This is a genomic window from Streptomyces sp. NPDC040410, assembly GCF_055595715.1.
This window is the reverse complement of the sequence record NZ_JBVIVK010000021.1, coordinates 34,887-50,026: the sequence shown is the minus strand read 5'-3', so window position 1 is coordinate 50,026 and position 15,140 is coordinate 34,887. Positions and strand designations below refer to the sequence as shown.

General features: G+C 68.2%; 14 protein-coding genes and 2 pseudogenes. 12 read left to right on the top strand and 4 right to left on the bottom strand.

The window, feature by feature from the left end; translation table 11 throughout:
* Window positions 1-500: 500 nt before the first annotated feature.
* The 3 genes and pseudogenes from ACZ562_RS31415 to ACZ562_RS31405 form a co-directional block, all read left to right on the top strand.
* On the top strand, window positions 501-827 hold the full coding sequence (locus ACZ562_RS31415) for a hypothetical protein (RefSeq protein WP_471186040.1): 327 nt from the start codon (window positions 501-503) through the stop codon (window positions 825-827).
* 265 nt (window positions 828-1,092) lie between these two features.
* The gene (gene ddaH / locus ACZ562_RS31410) at window positions 1,093-1,941 is read left to right on the top strand and encodes a dimethylargininase (protein WP_471186038.1); all 849 of its coding nucleotides are present in this window, start codon (window positions 1,093-1,095) and stop codon (window positions 1,939-1,941) included.
* Between the two features lie 281 nt (window positions 1,942-2,222).
* Window positions 2,223-2,573: pseudogene (locus ACZ562_RS31405) on the top strand (transposase); the annotation flags it as partial.
* A gap of 74 nt (window positions 2,574-2,647) precedes the next feature.
* Here the strand turns inward: ACZ562_RS31405 and ACZ562_RS31400 are convergent.
* Together ACZ562_RS31400 and ACZ562_RS31395 are read right to left on the bottom strand one after the other, a co-directional pair.
* Window positions 2,648-3,028: a hypothetical protein gene (locus ACZ562_RS31400; protein ID WP_471186183.1), complete on the bottom strand. Its 381-nt coding sequence runs from the start codon at window positions 3,026-3,028 to the stop codon at window positions 2,648-2,650.
* A 12-nt stretch (window positions 3,029-3,040) separates the two neighbouring features.
* Window positions 3,041-3,958, bottom strand: a pseudogene (locus ACZ562_RS31395) (IS701 family transposase); the annotation flags it as partial.
* 201 nt (window positions 3,959-4,159) lie between these two features.
* On the opposite strand from ACZ562_RS31395, the gene ACZ562_RS31390 reads away from it, so the two are divergent.
* Genes ACZ562_RS31390 through ACZ562_RS31370 form a run of 5 tightly spaced genes read left to right on the top strand, consistent with a single transcriptional unit; the run spans window position 4,160 to window position 8,327 of the window.
* Complete coding sequence (locus ACZ562_RS31390) at window positions 4,160-5,557, top strand: ATP-binding protein (RefSeq protein WP_471186037.1); 1,398 nt, start codon at window positions 4,160-4,162, stop codon at window positions 5,555-5,557.
* Window positions 5,554-5,988, top strand: coding sequence for a roadblock/LC7 domain-containing protein (locus ACZ562_RS31385; RefSeq protein ID WP_471186034.1), 435 nt, complete (start codon window positions 5,554-5,556; stop codon window positions 5,986-5,988). Before ACZ562_RS31390 ends, ACZ562_RS31385 begins: the two co-directional genes overlap by 4 nt.
* Complete coding sequence (locus ACZ562_RS31380) at window positions 5,985-6,347, top strand: DUF742 domain-containing protein (protein ID WP_471186031.1); 363 nt, start codon at window positions 5,985-5,987, stop codon at window positions 6,345-6,347. Before ACZ562_RS31385 ends, ACZ562_RS31380 begins: the two co-directional genes overlap by 4 nt.
* A complete protein-coding gene (locus tag ACZ562_RS31375; RefSeq protein ID WP_471186028.1) occupies window positions 6,325-6,921 on the top strand; it encodes a GTP-binding protein in 597 nt (198 codons plus the stop codon). Before ACZ562_RS31380 ends, ACZ562_RS31375 begins: the two co-directional genes overlap by 23 nt.
* On the top strand, window positions 6,918-8,327 hold the full coding sequence (locus ACZ562_RS31370) for a cytochrome P450 (protein ID WP_471186025.1): 1,410 nt from the start codon (window positions 6,918-6,920) through the stop codon (window positions 8,325-8,327). Before ACZ562_RS31375 ends, ACZ562_RS31370 begins: the two co-directional genes overlap by 4 nt.
* 852 nt (window positions 8,328-9,179) lie before the next feature.
* On the opposite strand, the gene ACZ562_RS31365 is transcribed toward ACZ562_RS31370, so the two are convergent.
* Entirely contained in the window at window positions 9,180-9,452 is a 273-nt protein-coding gene (locus tag ACZ562_RS31365; RefSeq protein ID WP_471186023.1) for a hypothetical protein, read from the bottom strand.
* Between the two features lie 804 nt (window positions 9,453-10,256).
* On the opposite strand from ACZ562_RS31365, the gene ACZ562_RS31360 reads away from it, so the two are divergent.
* Genes ACZ562_RS31360 through ACZ562_RS31345 form a run of 4 tightly spaced genes read left to right on the top strand, consistent with a single transcriptional unit; the run spans window position 10,257 to window position 14,096 of the window.
* Window positions 10,257-11,477 carry an aminotransferase class I/II-fold pyridoxal phosphate-dependent enzyme gene (locus tag ACZ562_RS31360; protein WP_471186020.1) on the top strand — a complete coding sequence of 407 codons (1,221 nt, stop codon included), beginning with the start codon at window positions 10,257-10,259 and terminating at the stop codon, window positions 11,475-11,477.
* The gene (locus ACZ562_RS31355) at window positions 11,474-12,919 is read left to right on the top strand and encodes a class I SAM-dependent methyltransferase (RefSeq protein ID WP_471186017.1); all 1,446 of its coding nucleotides are present in this window, start codon (window positions 11,474-11,476) and stop codon (window positions 12,917-12,919) included. Before ACZ562_RS31360 ends, ACZ562_RS31355 begins: the two co-directional genes overlap by 4 nt.
* Window positions 12,916-13,371: an MMPL family transporter gene (locus ACZ562_RS31350; protein ID WP_471186015.1), complete on the top strand. Its 456-nt coding sequence runs from the start codon at window positions 12,916-12,918 to the stop codon at window positions 13,369-13,371. Before ACZ562_RS31355 ends, ACZ562_RS31350 begins: the two co-directional genes overlap by 4 nt.
* A gap of 5 nt (window positions 13,372-13,376) precedes the next feature.
* The gene (locus ACZ562_RS31345) at window positions 13,377-14,096 is read left to right on the top strand and encodes a lysostaphin resistance A-like protein (RefSeq protein WP_471186013.1); all 720 of its coding nucleotides are present in this window, start codon (window positions 13,377-13,379) and stop codon (window positions 14,094-14,096) included.
* 138 nt (window positions 14,097-14,234) lie between these two features.
* Here the strand turns inward: ACZ562_RS31345 and ACZ562_RS31340 are convergent, their stop codons facing one another.
* Window positions 14,235-15,008: a hypothetical protein gene (locus ACZ562_RS31340; protein ID WP_471186011.1), complete on the bottom strand. Its 774-nt coding sequence runs from the start codon at window positions 15,006-15,008 to the stop codon at window positions 14,235-14,237.
* Window positions 15,009-15,140: the final 132 nt, after the last annotated feature.

Genomic DNA, 15,140 nt, shown 5'->3' with positions numbered 1-15,140 from the left:
AATGCCGAGTATGCGAAGGATCGTTGCGCCGAGAGGCGGGTGGGCCGCCAAAACCGTGCGATCGCCACTCGTGCCACAGGCAGCGCCACGGAATGCCGATGCTGACCACGAACACCGCGTCCCAGAGGCAAGGGCAAGTTGCCGGCCGGACGGCCGGTGCTTCGATCGCAAGGCACGCGAGCGGCACAAGGTCCGATTCTCCGAATCGCATGTGCCCTTCGAAGCACCGCTGATCGGCGAAGCCGAGCAAGGCAACGGCTCGTCCTGCATCGGGTGACGCCTTCGATCACGTGCACATCGGCGCCCCCTAACGAGGCATCACAAATCGGACCGGGCGCGCGCAGCCTCCCACCAATGAATCGGCTACCTTGCACCGCCCCGGTGACGGTGGGCAGCGGTCGCACATATCCCTGCCCCGTCGCCTCGGCTCGCTGCTCACAGGTCCAGACGGCAAGCTGGGAGCGGGATGAGAATCCCAGGTTGGCCACGATGCGTATGACGTGGTTCCCCGCTGTGCACTGGGCTGTCACAGGCTGGCGGCGATCAGGTCCTTCGGCTCCGCGTTGCTTTTGATTCGCCGGTGCTGGGGCGGGCTTGCGCCGATTGCCCGACAGTGGCGGCACACCTGGGAACGGGCCTTCCCCATCTTCAACTGCGAGATCGGCGACAAGGACACGGAGCTGCTGGTCGACGCCCGCATCCACGGTCACGCCGCCCTGCCCTACAGCGACTGGGGCCGTTCGCCGCAGCCCGTGGTGGAGATGTGCTTCGACGTCCAGCCGTCGCCCTACCGACGAACACTGGACGAATCCGGGCGGCCGCCGTGAGCCTCGCACGGGTTGCTGCCGAAGCAAGGCGGTGAAGCGCAGCCAGGTCAGCTGCGGCCCCAGGGCGTGCACTGGTGCTGAACCTGGGTTCGGGTCTGGCGGGGACTGTCTGGCCGCCAGCCACTCAACCACGGCGGGCGACCCTGGATCGCGGCATCGAGCGGCGTGAGGGGCAACAAGCCTCAGGTTCGAGGCGTTCTGCGCAACATATCGTCTGCTGTGCGCAACTTTCAGCGCTTGTCCCGGACTTCGCGGAAATCATACTGTGGTCGGCACGCTCGGTTCCGCGAAAGGAATTACCTTGCAGCCAACCCGAAAAGCTACGCCGCGCCGTTATCTGGTTTGTCCGCCAGAGCACTTCGACGTGGTGTATTCCATCAACCCGTGGATGGATACAGATGAGGCCGTCGACCGCGAACTCGCCCTGACCCAGTGGCACAATCTCGTGTCCATATTCGAGGGACTCGGACATCGGGTGGACCAGGTGGCGCCGGTGGCCGGACTGCCGGACATGGTGTTCGCCGCGAATGCGGCGATGGTCATCGACGGAAGGGTGTTCGGCGCCAGTTTCTGCAACTCGGAACGGCAGCCGGAGGCGGCTCACTACCGGGCCTGGTTCGAGGAGTCAGGATTCCCGGTACAGGCGTCCGCGTCGGTATGCGAGGGTGAAGGCGACTTCGTATGGGTGGCCGGCACGCTGCTCGCCGGCACCGGTTTCCGCACCGCTTCGGCTGCGCACATCACCGCGTCCAGGTACTTCGATAAGCCGGTGGTAAGCCTGACGTTGGTGGACCCGCGTTTCTACCACCTGGACACAGCACTGTTCGCGCTGGACGACAAGAACGTCGCCTACTATCCCGACGCCTTCTCATCGGCCAGCCAGAAGACCCTGACGGAGATGTTCCCGTCAGCGGTGATTGCGACCGAAGACGACGCGACGGCATTCGGACTCAACTCCGTGTCGGACGGCAGCAACGTGGTGATTGCGCAGGACGCCACCGGCCTCATCAAGGCCGTTGAGGAGCAGGGGTACCAGCCGGTCCCAGTGGACATGTCGGAGATGCGCAAGGCCGGCGGCGGCGCCAAGTGCTGCACGTTGGAAATCCGCGAGTAGCGGACCATGTGCCCTGCTCCCTGCCGGGGAGGCGCCGCAGTGTGTGGACTGTGGGCGCCAGCGGTCGGTACCGGCGGGGAGCAGGCAGGCCGGGCGGGCCGCCCACCTGGTCGGGCGGCCCGAGCCGTCTCGGGCAGCGGTCGCAGGCCCATTGCCCTTGAGCGATTCCAACCCGGAGGATCGCCTGGCTCCACCAATCGCCAGCGGGCCCCGCCCCAGAGGCCGGAAGGGCCTTGTGACTGCGGCGTGTGGCGAAAGTGGATCTTGATCGTGAGATGATCTTGGCGCGTGGAGATCTGGCAGACGAGCAATGGGCAGTGCTGGAGCCGCTGTTGCCCACGGGCAAGAATCCCGGCCGACCGCCGATATGGACAAGGCGGCAGCTGATCGACGGCATACGGTTCCGGGTCCGCCCCGGCGTCCCGTGGCGGGACATGCCGCAGCAGTACGGGCCGTGGGGCCGGGTGTACGACTTGTTCCGGCGCCGGCAGCGGGACGGCACCTGGCATCGGATCTTCACCGAATTGCAGGCCCGGGCCGACGCCGAAGACCTGATCACCTGGGACCTCAACGTCGACTCGACTCTGTGTGTGGAACGGGCTGGGAGGGCCACTGCTGGCCACCGCCAGCGGAGGCGGGCCGTGCCAGGCGTGGTTGCAGGCCGTTTCCTTGAGGGCTACTCCGGATCCACTCGTGACTGGGCCTTTCAGGGGCCGTCAAGCTCGGATACTGCGTCCTCAACCATGCCGGGCAGGACGTAGCCCTCGTCCCCGTCCCACGGGATCTCAACGTCCCCTATGTGCACGTGCCACTCGGCTCCTGGCAGAGCACGGCGCAACTCGGTCACAGAGTCCAGTACATGGCCGATCACGGGCAGCACTCGGCTTTCGGTGAGCGGCAATTTGGTGGACCCGGCCACAATCTCGTCCGGCTCGCTCCAATCGCCCCTGTCGTACAGGCAGAGGTCTTCCTCGTCCTGATACGGGAAGGACGACATGCGGGCCGCAGCGATGCGCTCGACGGCGGCTGTCTCAGCCTCCGTCAGTGGCACCGCCCTGCTCGCGCGGTAGTGGAGAGAGATGCTCATGGCCCCGACGTCGGCCGGGCGGATCCGCAGGGCGACGAACCGCGAGTGCATGCGCTTGAGGCCGCTTCGGCCCTTGCCCGGCCGGGAGCCGTCCCGCCAGGACACCGGCACGTGCGGCCGTCCGGCCGGCTTCGATGACCAGGTCCTTCATGGTCTGCGCAGATTCGGGTTCTGCATTTGCGGTGGCCGGCCGGTGCCCGCATGGGCGGGCTGGACCAGCCGGGCACCGGCGGGGTGGGCGGTATGGCGGGAGGAAATCCCCACCGCATAGGGCAAGGCGCCCTCCTCCAGGCCCAGGCGGAAGGCGGCGGCATCACCGTATCCGGCATCCGCGACCACCAAGGGAACCTCGACGCCCCATGACCGGGCCTCGTCGATCATGTCCAGGGCCAGCTGCCACTTCTCCACATGTCCCGCCTGTGCGGGAACGCCGCAGCGTCCGCGGCGGGCGATCTTGTCCACATCGGCGTCCGGCGAGGCGGGATCCCAGGATGCGGGCAGGAACAGCCGCCAGTTGACGGCCGCGGAGGCACAGTCATCGGCCAGGTGCACGGAGACGCCCACCTGGCATTTGGTGACCTTGCCCGCGGTGCCGGTGCACTGCCGCGACACACAAGCCGAGGCATCCCCGTCCTTCAAGAAGCCGGTGTCGTCCACGATCAACGCTTCCACGCCGATCGCGTCCTGCATCCTCCAGGCCAGCCGGGCCCGTACATGCGCGGGATCCCACGGGCTGGAGGTGATGAAGTGGGCCAGCGCCTGCCGGTTGCCGTCCTCGCCCGGACGGGCCGCTATCGGCTCCACCGACTTACGCCGCCCCTCCAGCAGCAGCCCGCGCACAGACGCCTGCCCCCACCGCCGCTGATCCGCACGGATGCAACGGACGGTTACCGGATGGTAGCGCTTTGTTGAGTTCGATTTGTTACACAGGGCACTTGATGGCTCCCCTCGGACCGAGGATGATCGATCATCCCGCGGCCCCGAAGGGACGCGGGAGATCCCTGGCCTCACCAGCGCCACGGTGCCGCGCCCGGCCTGGCCGATCGAAATCCGATGGGCCCCACAGGGCCGACTTGCCGCTTGTCCCGTTCCCTCCGGGAATGCCTTCTCTCCCCCCTGTATGAGGACTTGATGACACGACACATACCGGGGGCGGTGTTCTGGTGCCTCGCCACGGTCACGTTCGTCGGACTGTTGCTGCTGGTTCGCCAGTACCGGATCACCGCCGCCCTACGCCGTCGGCTGAGGCTCCACGAAGCTGACCTGCTCGCCCGCGAGGAGGAGATGCGGCACCTCGCCGAAACGCGGCTCCCCGCACTGGTGGAGGCGTCCCGCGATGCCGGTACCACGCCCGTGCCCGGACCACTCGACGCGGATCTCGCCGCAACGACGTACGGGAAGAACCTGCAGAAAGTCGTCGACCAGCTCTCCGGGGTCGGCGAGGCCGCACAGTTGCGGGCGGACAAGTCCGCGAAGGCAACCCTGAAGGCGACGATGCGCGCCCTTCAGGCCCTGGCCAGTGAGCAGCAGCTGTCGATATCGGAGATGCAAGGCCGGCACGACGACCCCGATGTGCTCCAGGACCTCTTGGAGGTCGACCACGCCAACGCGCAGTTCGGCCGGAGGGCTCAGGCCGTCGCCGTGCTGTGCGGCTCATGGCCCGGACGGCAGCGGGCCGCGTCGCCGTTGCTCGACGTGGTACGCGGCGCGACGTCAAGGATCCGGGACTACCGACGCATCAAGGTCCACTCGCGGGTGGACATGGACGTGGTGAGCAGGGCTGTCGAGCCGGTCGTCCTCGCGGTCGCGGAGCTGTTGGACAACGCAGCGCGGCACTCCCAGCCCAACACGACGGTCGAAGTGAGCATCCAGCCGGCTCACAACGGCGTCAGCATCGTCGTCGACGACGCCGGAATCGGCTTGGACGGGCGCGAGAACGACGAAGCCGCGCGGCGTCTGTCCGGCCGAGAGGACATCGACATCCACCGACTCGGCGACCCGCCGCAGTTCGGCTTCGCCGTGATCGGTGTTCTTGCCGCCCGGTACGGTTTCAGCGTCTCCGTGGACACCCAGTCACCCTACGGCGGCGTGCGCGCCGTGCTGTTCCTCCCCAACGCCCTTCTCAACCGGGTGCGCTTCATGGGGCCGCCGATCCCCGTGCAGGGGGCCGGGACTCCGCCCGCCTCCTCGTCCCACTCCTTCGTCGAACCCGAGGCCGAAGCCGCCGGGGACCCGGCAGCCCGAACGGGTACTGCCGCCGAGGCAGCCGCCCGCCCCGGGCCGTCCGGGGAATCGTCACCCTTGCCCGAAGCGGACGCGGCGGCACCGTCCACCGCGGGAGTCCTGCCCAAGCGCCGCAGACGCACACCGCTGCAGCAGGAGCCCGGTGACCCCACGGCCCCGGCCCGCTCCGGTCCCCTGCTTGTCCGCCCAGTCGCCGAGACCGCCTCCCGTATGGGCGCATTCGCCCGCGGTACCCGCTCCGGCCGTGATGCCTCCACCGACAGCGAAGGGAACACCGAACAATGACCGACCAAGTGACCAACGAACTCGGATGGATGCTCGATGAGGTCCTGAAGGTCCCTGAAGCCCGCCACGCGATCCTGCTCTCCGCGGACGGCATGCTCCGCGCCCACTCCAAGGACATCGACCGCGACGAGGCCGAGAGGCAGGCCGCGGCGCTGTGCGGGTTGCAGTCGATCAGTCGGAGTACGGCCGAGTTCTGTGCGCATGAGACGTCGCCGTGGCAGCAGACACTGATCGAGTTCGTCGACGGGTACGTCTTCCTGGTGGCGGCCGGCTCGGGCGCGTATCTGGCGGTCTCCGCGAGCCAGGACGTCGACATGGAAACCGTCACCTACAGCATGCACAAACTGGTCGACCGGCTCGGCAAGGAACTGGCCTCTCCGCCGCGGCTGCTCTCCGCGGCCGGCACGCCAGACGGCACCGGTACGGAATGACCCCGCCACGACCGGGGCGTGACCGAGGACTCGTCCGGCCGTACGTCGTCACTGAAGGCCGAGCTCACCCGACGCGCAACACGGTGGACCTGGTCACGCTGGTGATGGCGGTGCGCAACCGTCCCCTGAGCGGGCTGAACCCGGAGAAGCGGCGGGTTGTGGAACTGTGCGCAGGAGGGGCCCTGTCGGTCGCCGAGGTGGCCGCCCACCTCGCTCTGGCAGTGAGCGTCACCAAGGTTCTGCTCAGCGACCTCATCGACAGCGGCCATCTCACCGTCCGGCCTCCCGTGCCCAAGGCACAACTTCCCGACGCCAAGCTCCTGCAGGAGGTGCTCCATGGGCTCCGCTCCCGTTTCTGACCCGGTCTACGTCGCCGACACGGTCACGACCGCGGTCAAGATCCTGGTCGTCGGCCACTTTGCCGTCGGCAAGACCACGTTCGTCGGAACCCTCTCCGAGATCCGCCCCCTGCGCACCGAAGAAACGATGACGCAGGCCGGCGAACTCGTCGACGACCTTGCGGGTGCCCCCGACAAGACGACGACAACCGTGGCAATGGACTTCGGCCGCCTCACGCTCAGTGAGTCCCTGGTGCTGTATCTCTTCGGCGCCCCTGGGCAGAAGCGTTTCACCCGATTGTGGAAGGACATGCTGTCGGGCGCACTCGGCGCCCTGGTGCTGGCGGACACCCGAAGGCTCGACCATTCCTTCGACATCATGGGCCTGCTGGAAGAGCACGGCGTGCCGTACGCGGTCGCCGTCAATCAGTTCGAGGGCGCGCCAGTCTTCCCGGATGCGGACATCCGCGAGGCCCTCGACCTGCTTCCGGAAACCCCGCTGGTCGCATGCGACGCGCGGGAAGCCACGTCCTCAGCGGGAGCGCTGATCTCCCTCGTCGAGTATCTGCAGACCCGCACCCCTTGGGAGCAATGATGACGAAACTCCGGCCCACACCCGAGGCGGTACCTCCTCGCGGCTGCCCTGCACACGCAGATGCGCGTCCGGTGGAGCGTTTGTACGGCGTGGAGTTCGCCGCCGACCCCATGGCGTCGTACACCAGGCTGCGCGCCCACGGCTCCGTCGCGCCCGTGGAGATAGCGCCCGGGGTAAAGGCATGGCTGGTGACCGGCTACGAGACGGCGCTGGAGGTGCTGCGCAGTCCGGAGCGCTTCTCCAAGGACCCACGGCGATGGCGGGCCCTCGCCGACGGGACGGTGCCGGCGGACAGCCCGGTCGTGCCCATGATGATGTATCGGCCGAACGCCCTGTGGACCGACGGACAGGAGCACAGCAGGCTGCGTGGCGCGATCACCGACAGCCTCGGCCGCGTCGACCCAGATGCGCTCAGGGGGTACGTGGAGCAGAGCGCCGACACACTCATCGACCGGATCGGGCCCAAAGGTCGGGCGGATCTGCTCTCCGAGTACGGTGCCGTCCTGCCCCTGCTGGTCTTCAACCAGCTCTTCGGCTGCCCACCGGCCATCGGGGACAAGCTGGTCGAAGGCATGTCCGGGATTTTCGACGCCGATGCCGACTCCGAAAAGGCGAACGCGGTCCTGACCGAGGGGGTCGCCGAGCTTGTCGCCCTCAAGCGGAGAGAGCCAGGGCCGGACGTGTCGTCCTGGCTGATGGCGCATCCGGCTCGGCTCACCGACGAGGAGATGATGCACCAGCTGGTGCTCCTCATGGGCGCCGGCACCGAGCCCCAGCAGAATCTGATCTGCAACGGGCTGCGGCTGCTGCTGTCCGACGACCGGTTCGCAGGTGACCTCGCAGGCGGCAGCATGCCCGTCGACGACGCCATCGACGAGGTGTTGTGGACCGACCCCCCGCTGGCGAACTACGCCATTCACTATCCGCTCCACGATGTGGAGCTCGAGGGAAACCTCGTACGCGAGGGCACCCCACTCGTGATCAGCCTGGCCGCCGCGAACACCGGCACCGGTCTCGCCGGCGACCGCCGGACCGGCAACCGGGCGCACCTTGCGTGGAGTGCGGGCCCGCACACCTGCCCGGCGAAAGGCCCCGCCCGGTTGATCGCCGCAGCCGCCCTGGAGAAGCTCCTCGACAGGCTCCCTGACATCGAACTGGCCGTTCCGGTCAAGGACTTGCAGTGGCGGCAGGGTCCCTTCCACCGGGCCCTGGCCGCCCTGCCCGTGCGCTTCCCCACGATCCGCCCCGCCGACCGGCCGTCCGCAGGAGGCGAAGGGACGGCGAACCCGGTCCTGTCGTCAGCGATCCCTCCGGCGTCGACATCCACGGTGCAGGAACCCGGATCCGGGGAGACGCCCCGACAGCGCTGGTGGAACTCCCTGGCAAGGCGGAGGCACGCGCGTTGAACCACGACACCGTCGCCGACGGGCGCCCTCCATGGCGTCGCGGCCGATAACGAGCACTCCTTCGGCAGTGGCTTCCGTCTGGATCGGCACGCGGATCGGCTTCCGCCGGGCGGGTTTCCGGGCCACGCTGCCCTCGTGTTCCATGGGGCCTGCGCTCTAGCGTACGGATTGGGTCTGGCAATGGGCCGTCCCTTTGCGGGCACGACTGGTCGGTGGAGCCGACCGCCGCGCGGGGGAGCGGTTGCGTGCCCACCGTTCGAGGTGGGCGACGCGGTAGAGGAGTTTCGGCGCCGCGCCTGTCGACCGAGCGCGGGAAGCCGGGGTCGTTGGCGCGGGCGTAGCGCAGGGCGGCGAGGGTGATCTTGCGGCAGGTGGTTGTGGGCCTGGCGCAGACCCACCAGCTGGTCGTCCCTGTTCCGGCCAGGTCCGTCGGCACGTCGTCGCGGTGGTGTCCGGGTCTCGGCGTGGTCCTGCTGGGTGGGGAGGGCAGGGTGTCCGGCCGTCGCCGGGCCGGTGGGCAGGGGCGGCTTGGCATCCCGGGACGGCGGTCCTCCTCGAACGGGATGTCGAGATAGTCGATGTCGGTGATGTCGACGTCGGTGATGTCGACGTCGAGGTTGCCGGCGCGTCCGTAGTCGCGGAAACAGATGTCCCATAGCCCTTCGCCGACGATGCCGCGTAGTTGGGTGTCGTCGGCGCCTTGCTGCTGGGCGTCGAGGAGGCGGCGGGCGTACTCCGGCGGCAGGTGGACCGTGAGCCGCGCATGCGGGGTCGTCGGTCGTGCCGATCGGCGCGGTGCAGCCGAACCTCGCCCGGGTGTCGATCGTGAGCCCGGAGCTGGTGGCGGCCCTCTTACGGGCCTGTTGCCGGACACGCGGCTGCCACACCTTGGCGACCTCGCGCTCCAGCGCCGCCCTCAGCGCGGGGCGGGGGGCGGGGGTGCTTGGCATTCCCCACGCGGTAGCGCTCCACCTGCCGCTGAGAGATGCCCAGACGCTGCGCCGCCTTCGTGGAGCCCTTCTCCGCGTTCACCAGCAGCCGCGTCTGGGCGGCCGGGTTCTTCGGGGGCGGCTTGGTGACGTGTTCATAGTCGGCGCGGTCCAGGGCGTCGTCGATGTCCCCCACAGCCCTACTCCCCTTCGTCCAGGACGGCGTCGCCGCCCTTGATGTGGCGGGCGGGGTTGTAGCCCTGCTCCATCAGTGGTTCGCGAGCCTACAGGCTGCGATTCCCACGCCGTAATGGTGAAATCCTGCATGTGGGGGGATATTCACTGCGTGATTCAGCCGGGAGTGGCCGAAACGTGCTTGCGGTAGAAGATTGGCATTAGGACGGCTCGAGCGAGCCACGCGCTGGCCAATGTGAGGCGGGTGTCTTCCTCCGCCGACGGAGAGTTTCGCTGGCTGGTAACACGGCGTATGTGGAGCCAGAGGTCCATATCCGTCTCCGACGTCCCTTGGACAGCTCTCTGAAGTGTTAAATCCAGATGGATTGTAGGTATACATCAAGAGGTCGGTTGACATGATTGGCCGGGCCTGGTTACGGTCCAGCCGTCACGGGGCAACAGTTTTCCGATCAGGGGGTTTGGGCGCTCGCTGCTGACTTCTCAAATTTTGCATTCGAGCGCGAATTGCCGGTCGGGATGCACAATGGCTGCGTTCCCGGCCCTCGCGTGCCGAGAGATCGCATGTGCGCCGTGACCCTGCGTTTGAGGGGTGGCCGGCGCCCGATGCACAAGCTCTTCTTCTCCCTTACGGCGAACAGTCCGTCCATCCTCGCCGCGTGGGCGTATCCGGTTTGGCCATCACCTTCACCACCTCATGCCTGCCTGCCATTTTTGTGAATGTTCTTCACTTTCGCACGGAAAGCCTGCAGCAGGTCATGCCGGTCCGTGTTGTATGCATGCATCCTAAATGTCAGGGGAATTTTTCGTGAATGCGATACCAAGAACGACCGATATATTTTCACGGTTCGAGGCCTTCACCACCGCGAACGACCTGATCGAAACCGGGCTTTACCCCTTCTTCCTGCCGTTCGACGGCCACGAGGGCACCACCGTGCGCCGTGGCTCCCGCGAGCTGATTATGTGCGGCTCCAACAACTACCTCGGGTTGACCGCCGACCCCCGGGTCCGCGCCGCCGCCCGCGATGCCGTTGACCACTACGGCAGCTCCTCCACCGGCTCCCGCTTCCTCAACGGCACCATCGACCTGCACCTGGAACTGGAGGAGGAACTCGCCAGCTTCCTCGGCAAGCCAGCCGCCCTGGTCATGTCCACCGGCTACCAGACCAACCTCGGGGTCCTCGCGGGACTGTTGACCCCGCGCGACTACGTCCTGATCGACCGGTACGCGCACGCCTCCATCGTCGACGGTTGCCGCCTCAGTGGCGCCAAACTCCGCTGGTTCCCGCACAACGACGCCGGCGCCCTCGCCGCCGCCTTGGAACGCCTGCCCGACGCCGCCCCACGACTCGTCGTCGTGGACGGCGTCTACTCCATGGAGGGCGACCTGTGCGACCTGCCGGCGTTCACCGACGTCTGCCACCGCTACGGCGCCCGGCTGGTCGTCGACGACGCGCATGGACTCGGTGTGCTCGCCGGGGGCCGCGGCACCGCCGCCCACTTCGGACTTACCGACGAAGTCGACCTGATCACGGTCACCTTCAGCAAGTCCCTCGCCTCCCTCGGAGGCGCGGTCGCCGGCAGCGAAGAGGCCATCCACTACCTGAAGCATCATGCGCGCAGCCTGATGTTCAGCGCCGCCATGACCCCGGCGAACACTGCCGCCGCCCTCGCCGCCCTGCGGATCCTGCGCGACGAGCCGCACCTGGTCGACTCCTTGAATGACAACGCCGAATACGTCCGCCGTGGGCTGGCCGCCGCCGACGTGCGAACGGGGGAGAGCACCACCCCGATCATTCCCGTGCCCGTTCCCAGTGCCACGGAGACGCTGGCGGCATGGCACCGGCTCATGGACCGTGGCGTCTACGTCAACCCCGTCTGGCCGCCAGCCGCCTCTCCCCGGCTGCGCACCAGCTTCATGGCGACTCACACCAACCGCCAATTGGACCTCGTGATCGACGCGTTCGCCGCGGAAACCCCGCTGCTGCGGCCCCGCGAGGACACCATGGCCGGGTCAGCGAGCGCATGAACCGAATGGACCTGGCAGTGGCGGGAGCGGCCGCGGGCATGTCCCCGGTGGCCCTTACCGCCCACGGCGGCGCACCGAAAGCCTGGCTCACCGCCCTCGTGGTGGCAGCAGCCGTGAGCGGCGGTGTACTGACCGCACGCCGGGCCGGCCCTTGCGGCACACACACCGCCGTCGTGGCAGGTCTGCTGGTCCTCGGCATGGCCGTGCCATACCCCCCTCCGCAGGCCTCAGCCACGGCACTCGCGGTCCTCGCCCTGTGTACCTGCGCAGCCGCTCTGGTCGCCACCTGCCTGCTGCGCCCGGCGCCGGACACCGCCCCTGCCACCGCCCGCCGTCTTGCGGCCCAAAGCAGCGTCCTGCTGCTGGCGGCCTGTGCAGGCTGCCTCGCCGCCACACTCTGGCTCGCCGAGGCGCGCGCCGCCGTCGGCGTCCTTGCCTGCACCGGCACACTCCTGCACCTCGCCCGTTCGGCAACGCCCACCCGTTCTTCCTCACGAAGGAGCCCGCACATGTCCCGCGTACGACTGGCAGCGAGAGCGCTACGCCTGGCGCTCAGCAAGGCACATGCCGACCCCACGGCGGACTATGACGCCGCCAGCTCGGACTACGACACCTTCTTCAGCCCTGTGATGGGGAGGCACTCGATCGCCGCGCTTGCCGCTGTGCCCGTCGGTCCCGGCGACACAGTCGTCGAGCTGGCCTGCGGCACCGGCCACCTGACCGCGGAAATCGTCCGTCGGTTGCAAGGCAGCGGCGCCCTGTACGCGGTCGACAAGTCGCCCGGCATGCTCCAGGTCGCCAAGGACAAGGTGCTGCCGCTCGCCGCGGCCGCAGCGGGCCTGCGGGTCGAGCTCTCCGAGGGCGACATGGAGAGCTTCATACAGTCCCGCCCCGCGGCCAGCGCCGACCTGGTCGTTGTTGGCTGGGCCATCTGCTACACCAAGCCGTCCCGGCTGCTCGCCCAGATCGAACGGGTGCTCAAGCCCGGCGGCAGGGTGGTCGTCATCGAGACGCGCGCTGACGCCCACCGCGCGCTCACCGAAGGGCTGGAACGGATCTTCGCCGACGACCCGTCGCTGCTGACCGCGCTGATCAGGGTCACCCTGCCCAAGGACGCCGCCACAGTGGCCCGTTGGTTTGTCAAGGCGGGACTGTCGGTCGACACGCAGCACGACGGAGCTCAGCCCATACCCGCCCGCACGCCGGAGGAGGCCGTCGAATGGGTCACCCGCTCGGGCGCCGCCGCCGGCTTCAAGACCGCGGTCGACAGCGGCCGGGAGCAGCTCGTCCTCGACCGGATCACCATGGGGCTCGGTGAAATCCTCGCACGTCAGGGAGTCCTCGACATCCAGCACACCTTCGTAGTGGTCACCGGGACCAAGCAGGCCGGCCGTCTGCCCGCCCGCCGCAGGAGCACCGGCGAGGAGACCTCGGTCGTATGACGAGCCAGACCGCTATCCAGCGCTTGCTGTGGGCCGTCGGCCTGACCGTGCTGATCTTCCACCACTGGGGCGGCGAAGCGATCATCGACGACCTCCCGATCTTCCTCTCGGTGCTGATGATGGGGCTCGGCATGGACTACGAGATCTTCCTCGTCACCCGGGTACGCGACCTCGCCCGCAGCGGCCTCACCCAGGAGGAGGCCACCCTTCAGGCGGTCGTGGACACCGGACGCGTCATCAACGCCGCCGGACTGGTTATGGCTGGCAGTCTCGGCACGATGGTCCTGTCCTCCACGCTCATGCTCCTGCGGTACGGAGCGGGCCTGGGCCTCGCCGTCCTGCTCGACGCCACCCTGATTCGGATGCTCTTCGTGCCCGCCATGCTGTTGTTCTGCAAGTACAACTGGTGGCTGCCGTCCTTCGGCCGCGCCCAGCGCAAGACACTCGGGTGACCGCCGTGCCGACACGATACCGGGCCCCTGCTCGCGGCGCGGCGCTGGCCGGACTGCGTCGTCACCATGCCACCTTCCCGCTTGCCTCCGCCGCCGTCCTCTTCGGGGTCCTGGCCGCGGTGCGGGTGGCTGGGGCATTCGCCTTCCCGCTGATGGTGCTCTCGGTCGCGCTGAGCGTGGCCGTACTGCTCGTCCTGCCCCGTGACCAGTGGTCCGCGGCCGGCCTGCGCCGGTTCACTGCCGGATCCGCCTTGGCCTGCACGGCCTTGGTCGCGGTGGTCTACGCGCAGACGTACGTCGCCACCCGGACCGCCTTCGGAGACGGCGACGACAACTGGACCGTCTGGGTCCCCCGGCTGTTCGAGGACCTGGTGCCCGGGATGCCGCTGCTCGGCACCCTGACCATGCTGATCTCGCTGGGCATTGTCGTCCCCCTCGTCGAAGAGATCTGTTACCGGGGCGTGCTGTACCGCGCCGCTGAGCAGCAGCGCGGCACCTACGCGGCCATCGTCGGCACCGCCGCTGCCTGGTCGCTAGTCCATCTTGGGGACTACGGACTCAACCCGCTCAATCTCCGGGTGATCTGCGGAGTCCTGCCCTCCGTCTTCCTGATGGGCCTGGCGCTCGGCGTCTGTCGCGCGCTGACCGGCTCGGCCCTCGCCTGCGCCATCGCCCAGGGGGCCTGCAATCTCCTGCTCCTCGCCGCCGTCACCGGCAGGCTCTAGCCGCGCCGGGCCTCCGGCCACGCCGCCCTAACCACCGCAGCCCCTCCCGTCGATGGGACACGCCATGGCATGCCACCTGTTCACCTCAAAATCAGTCACCGAGTGCCAACTGCGGACTGCCCGTCGCGGCCAGTTGCATCACCCGGTCCCGCTGGGATATCGCGGTGTCCAGCGCCCGCCGGCGGCGTAGGGCGTCCACCCAGCGGGCGGTCTGCCCGACGGTGCCGTAGCGGTCCACCCCCAGCCGCAGGTCCCGTACCCCTGCCGCCAGGCGGTCGTCCAGCAGCATGGGGGCCTCCGGGTGCTGCGCGATGCGCACACCCGGTGCAGCAGCCCTGCCAGTTCACCCCGCCGGTGGCCCAGTGCGCCCTCCTGGCAGTGACCGTCGTAGACCCCGAACAGCCACAGGACGAAGTCCGCGAGCAGGACACGACCTCTGCCCGCCGGGGGATCCGCGGAGAAGGTGCCGATGTCCTGACGGACCAACTTGCCGCGCAGTTCCTCGGATCCGATACGAAACGTTTCGGCCCAGGCCGCCGTCTGGGCATCGATGTCCGCGTGGCCTGAGTGGATCGCCGGTCGGCTGGTTACTTCCTTTGCGCGTCTGGGGGTGTCACCGGACAGGCCCCTCTGGAACGCTGCCAGCCACATGCGGGGATCGTAGCCTCCCACCAGCTGCTGGATTTGCGGTCTGTAGACGTTCATGGCATCGGGGTAGGCCCCCGCGGTGACGTCGTCGACCACGCTCTGGAAGATGTTGCGGACGTCCGGACTCGCGACCTGCGCCGCGATGTCCCGCACCGTCAGCTCCAGGCCGTTCTCCTGCAGGTAGCGGGGTATGTCGATGTTCGGCTCATGCAGGGCGACGGGGAAGACGATCCGGCAGAGGACATTACGGACGAACAGTCGCACCGGTCAGCGACCGAAACCGCTGACGAATCGAGGTTAAGCCCGAGGAGTGGGGGCTCAGACGCACGATGTCGACGCCACCGTTGACATCAGAGCCACGTCAGATACTATCTGCCGTGGCGTATCTTAGAACGG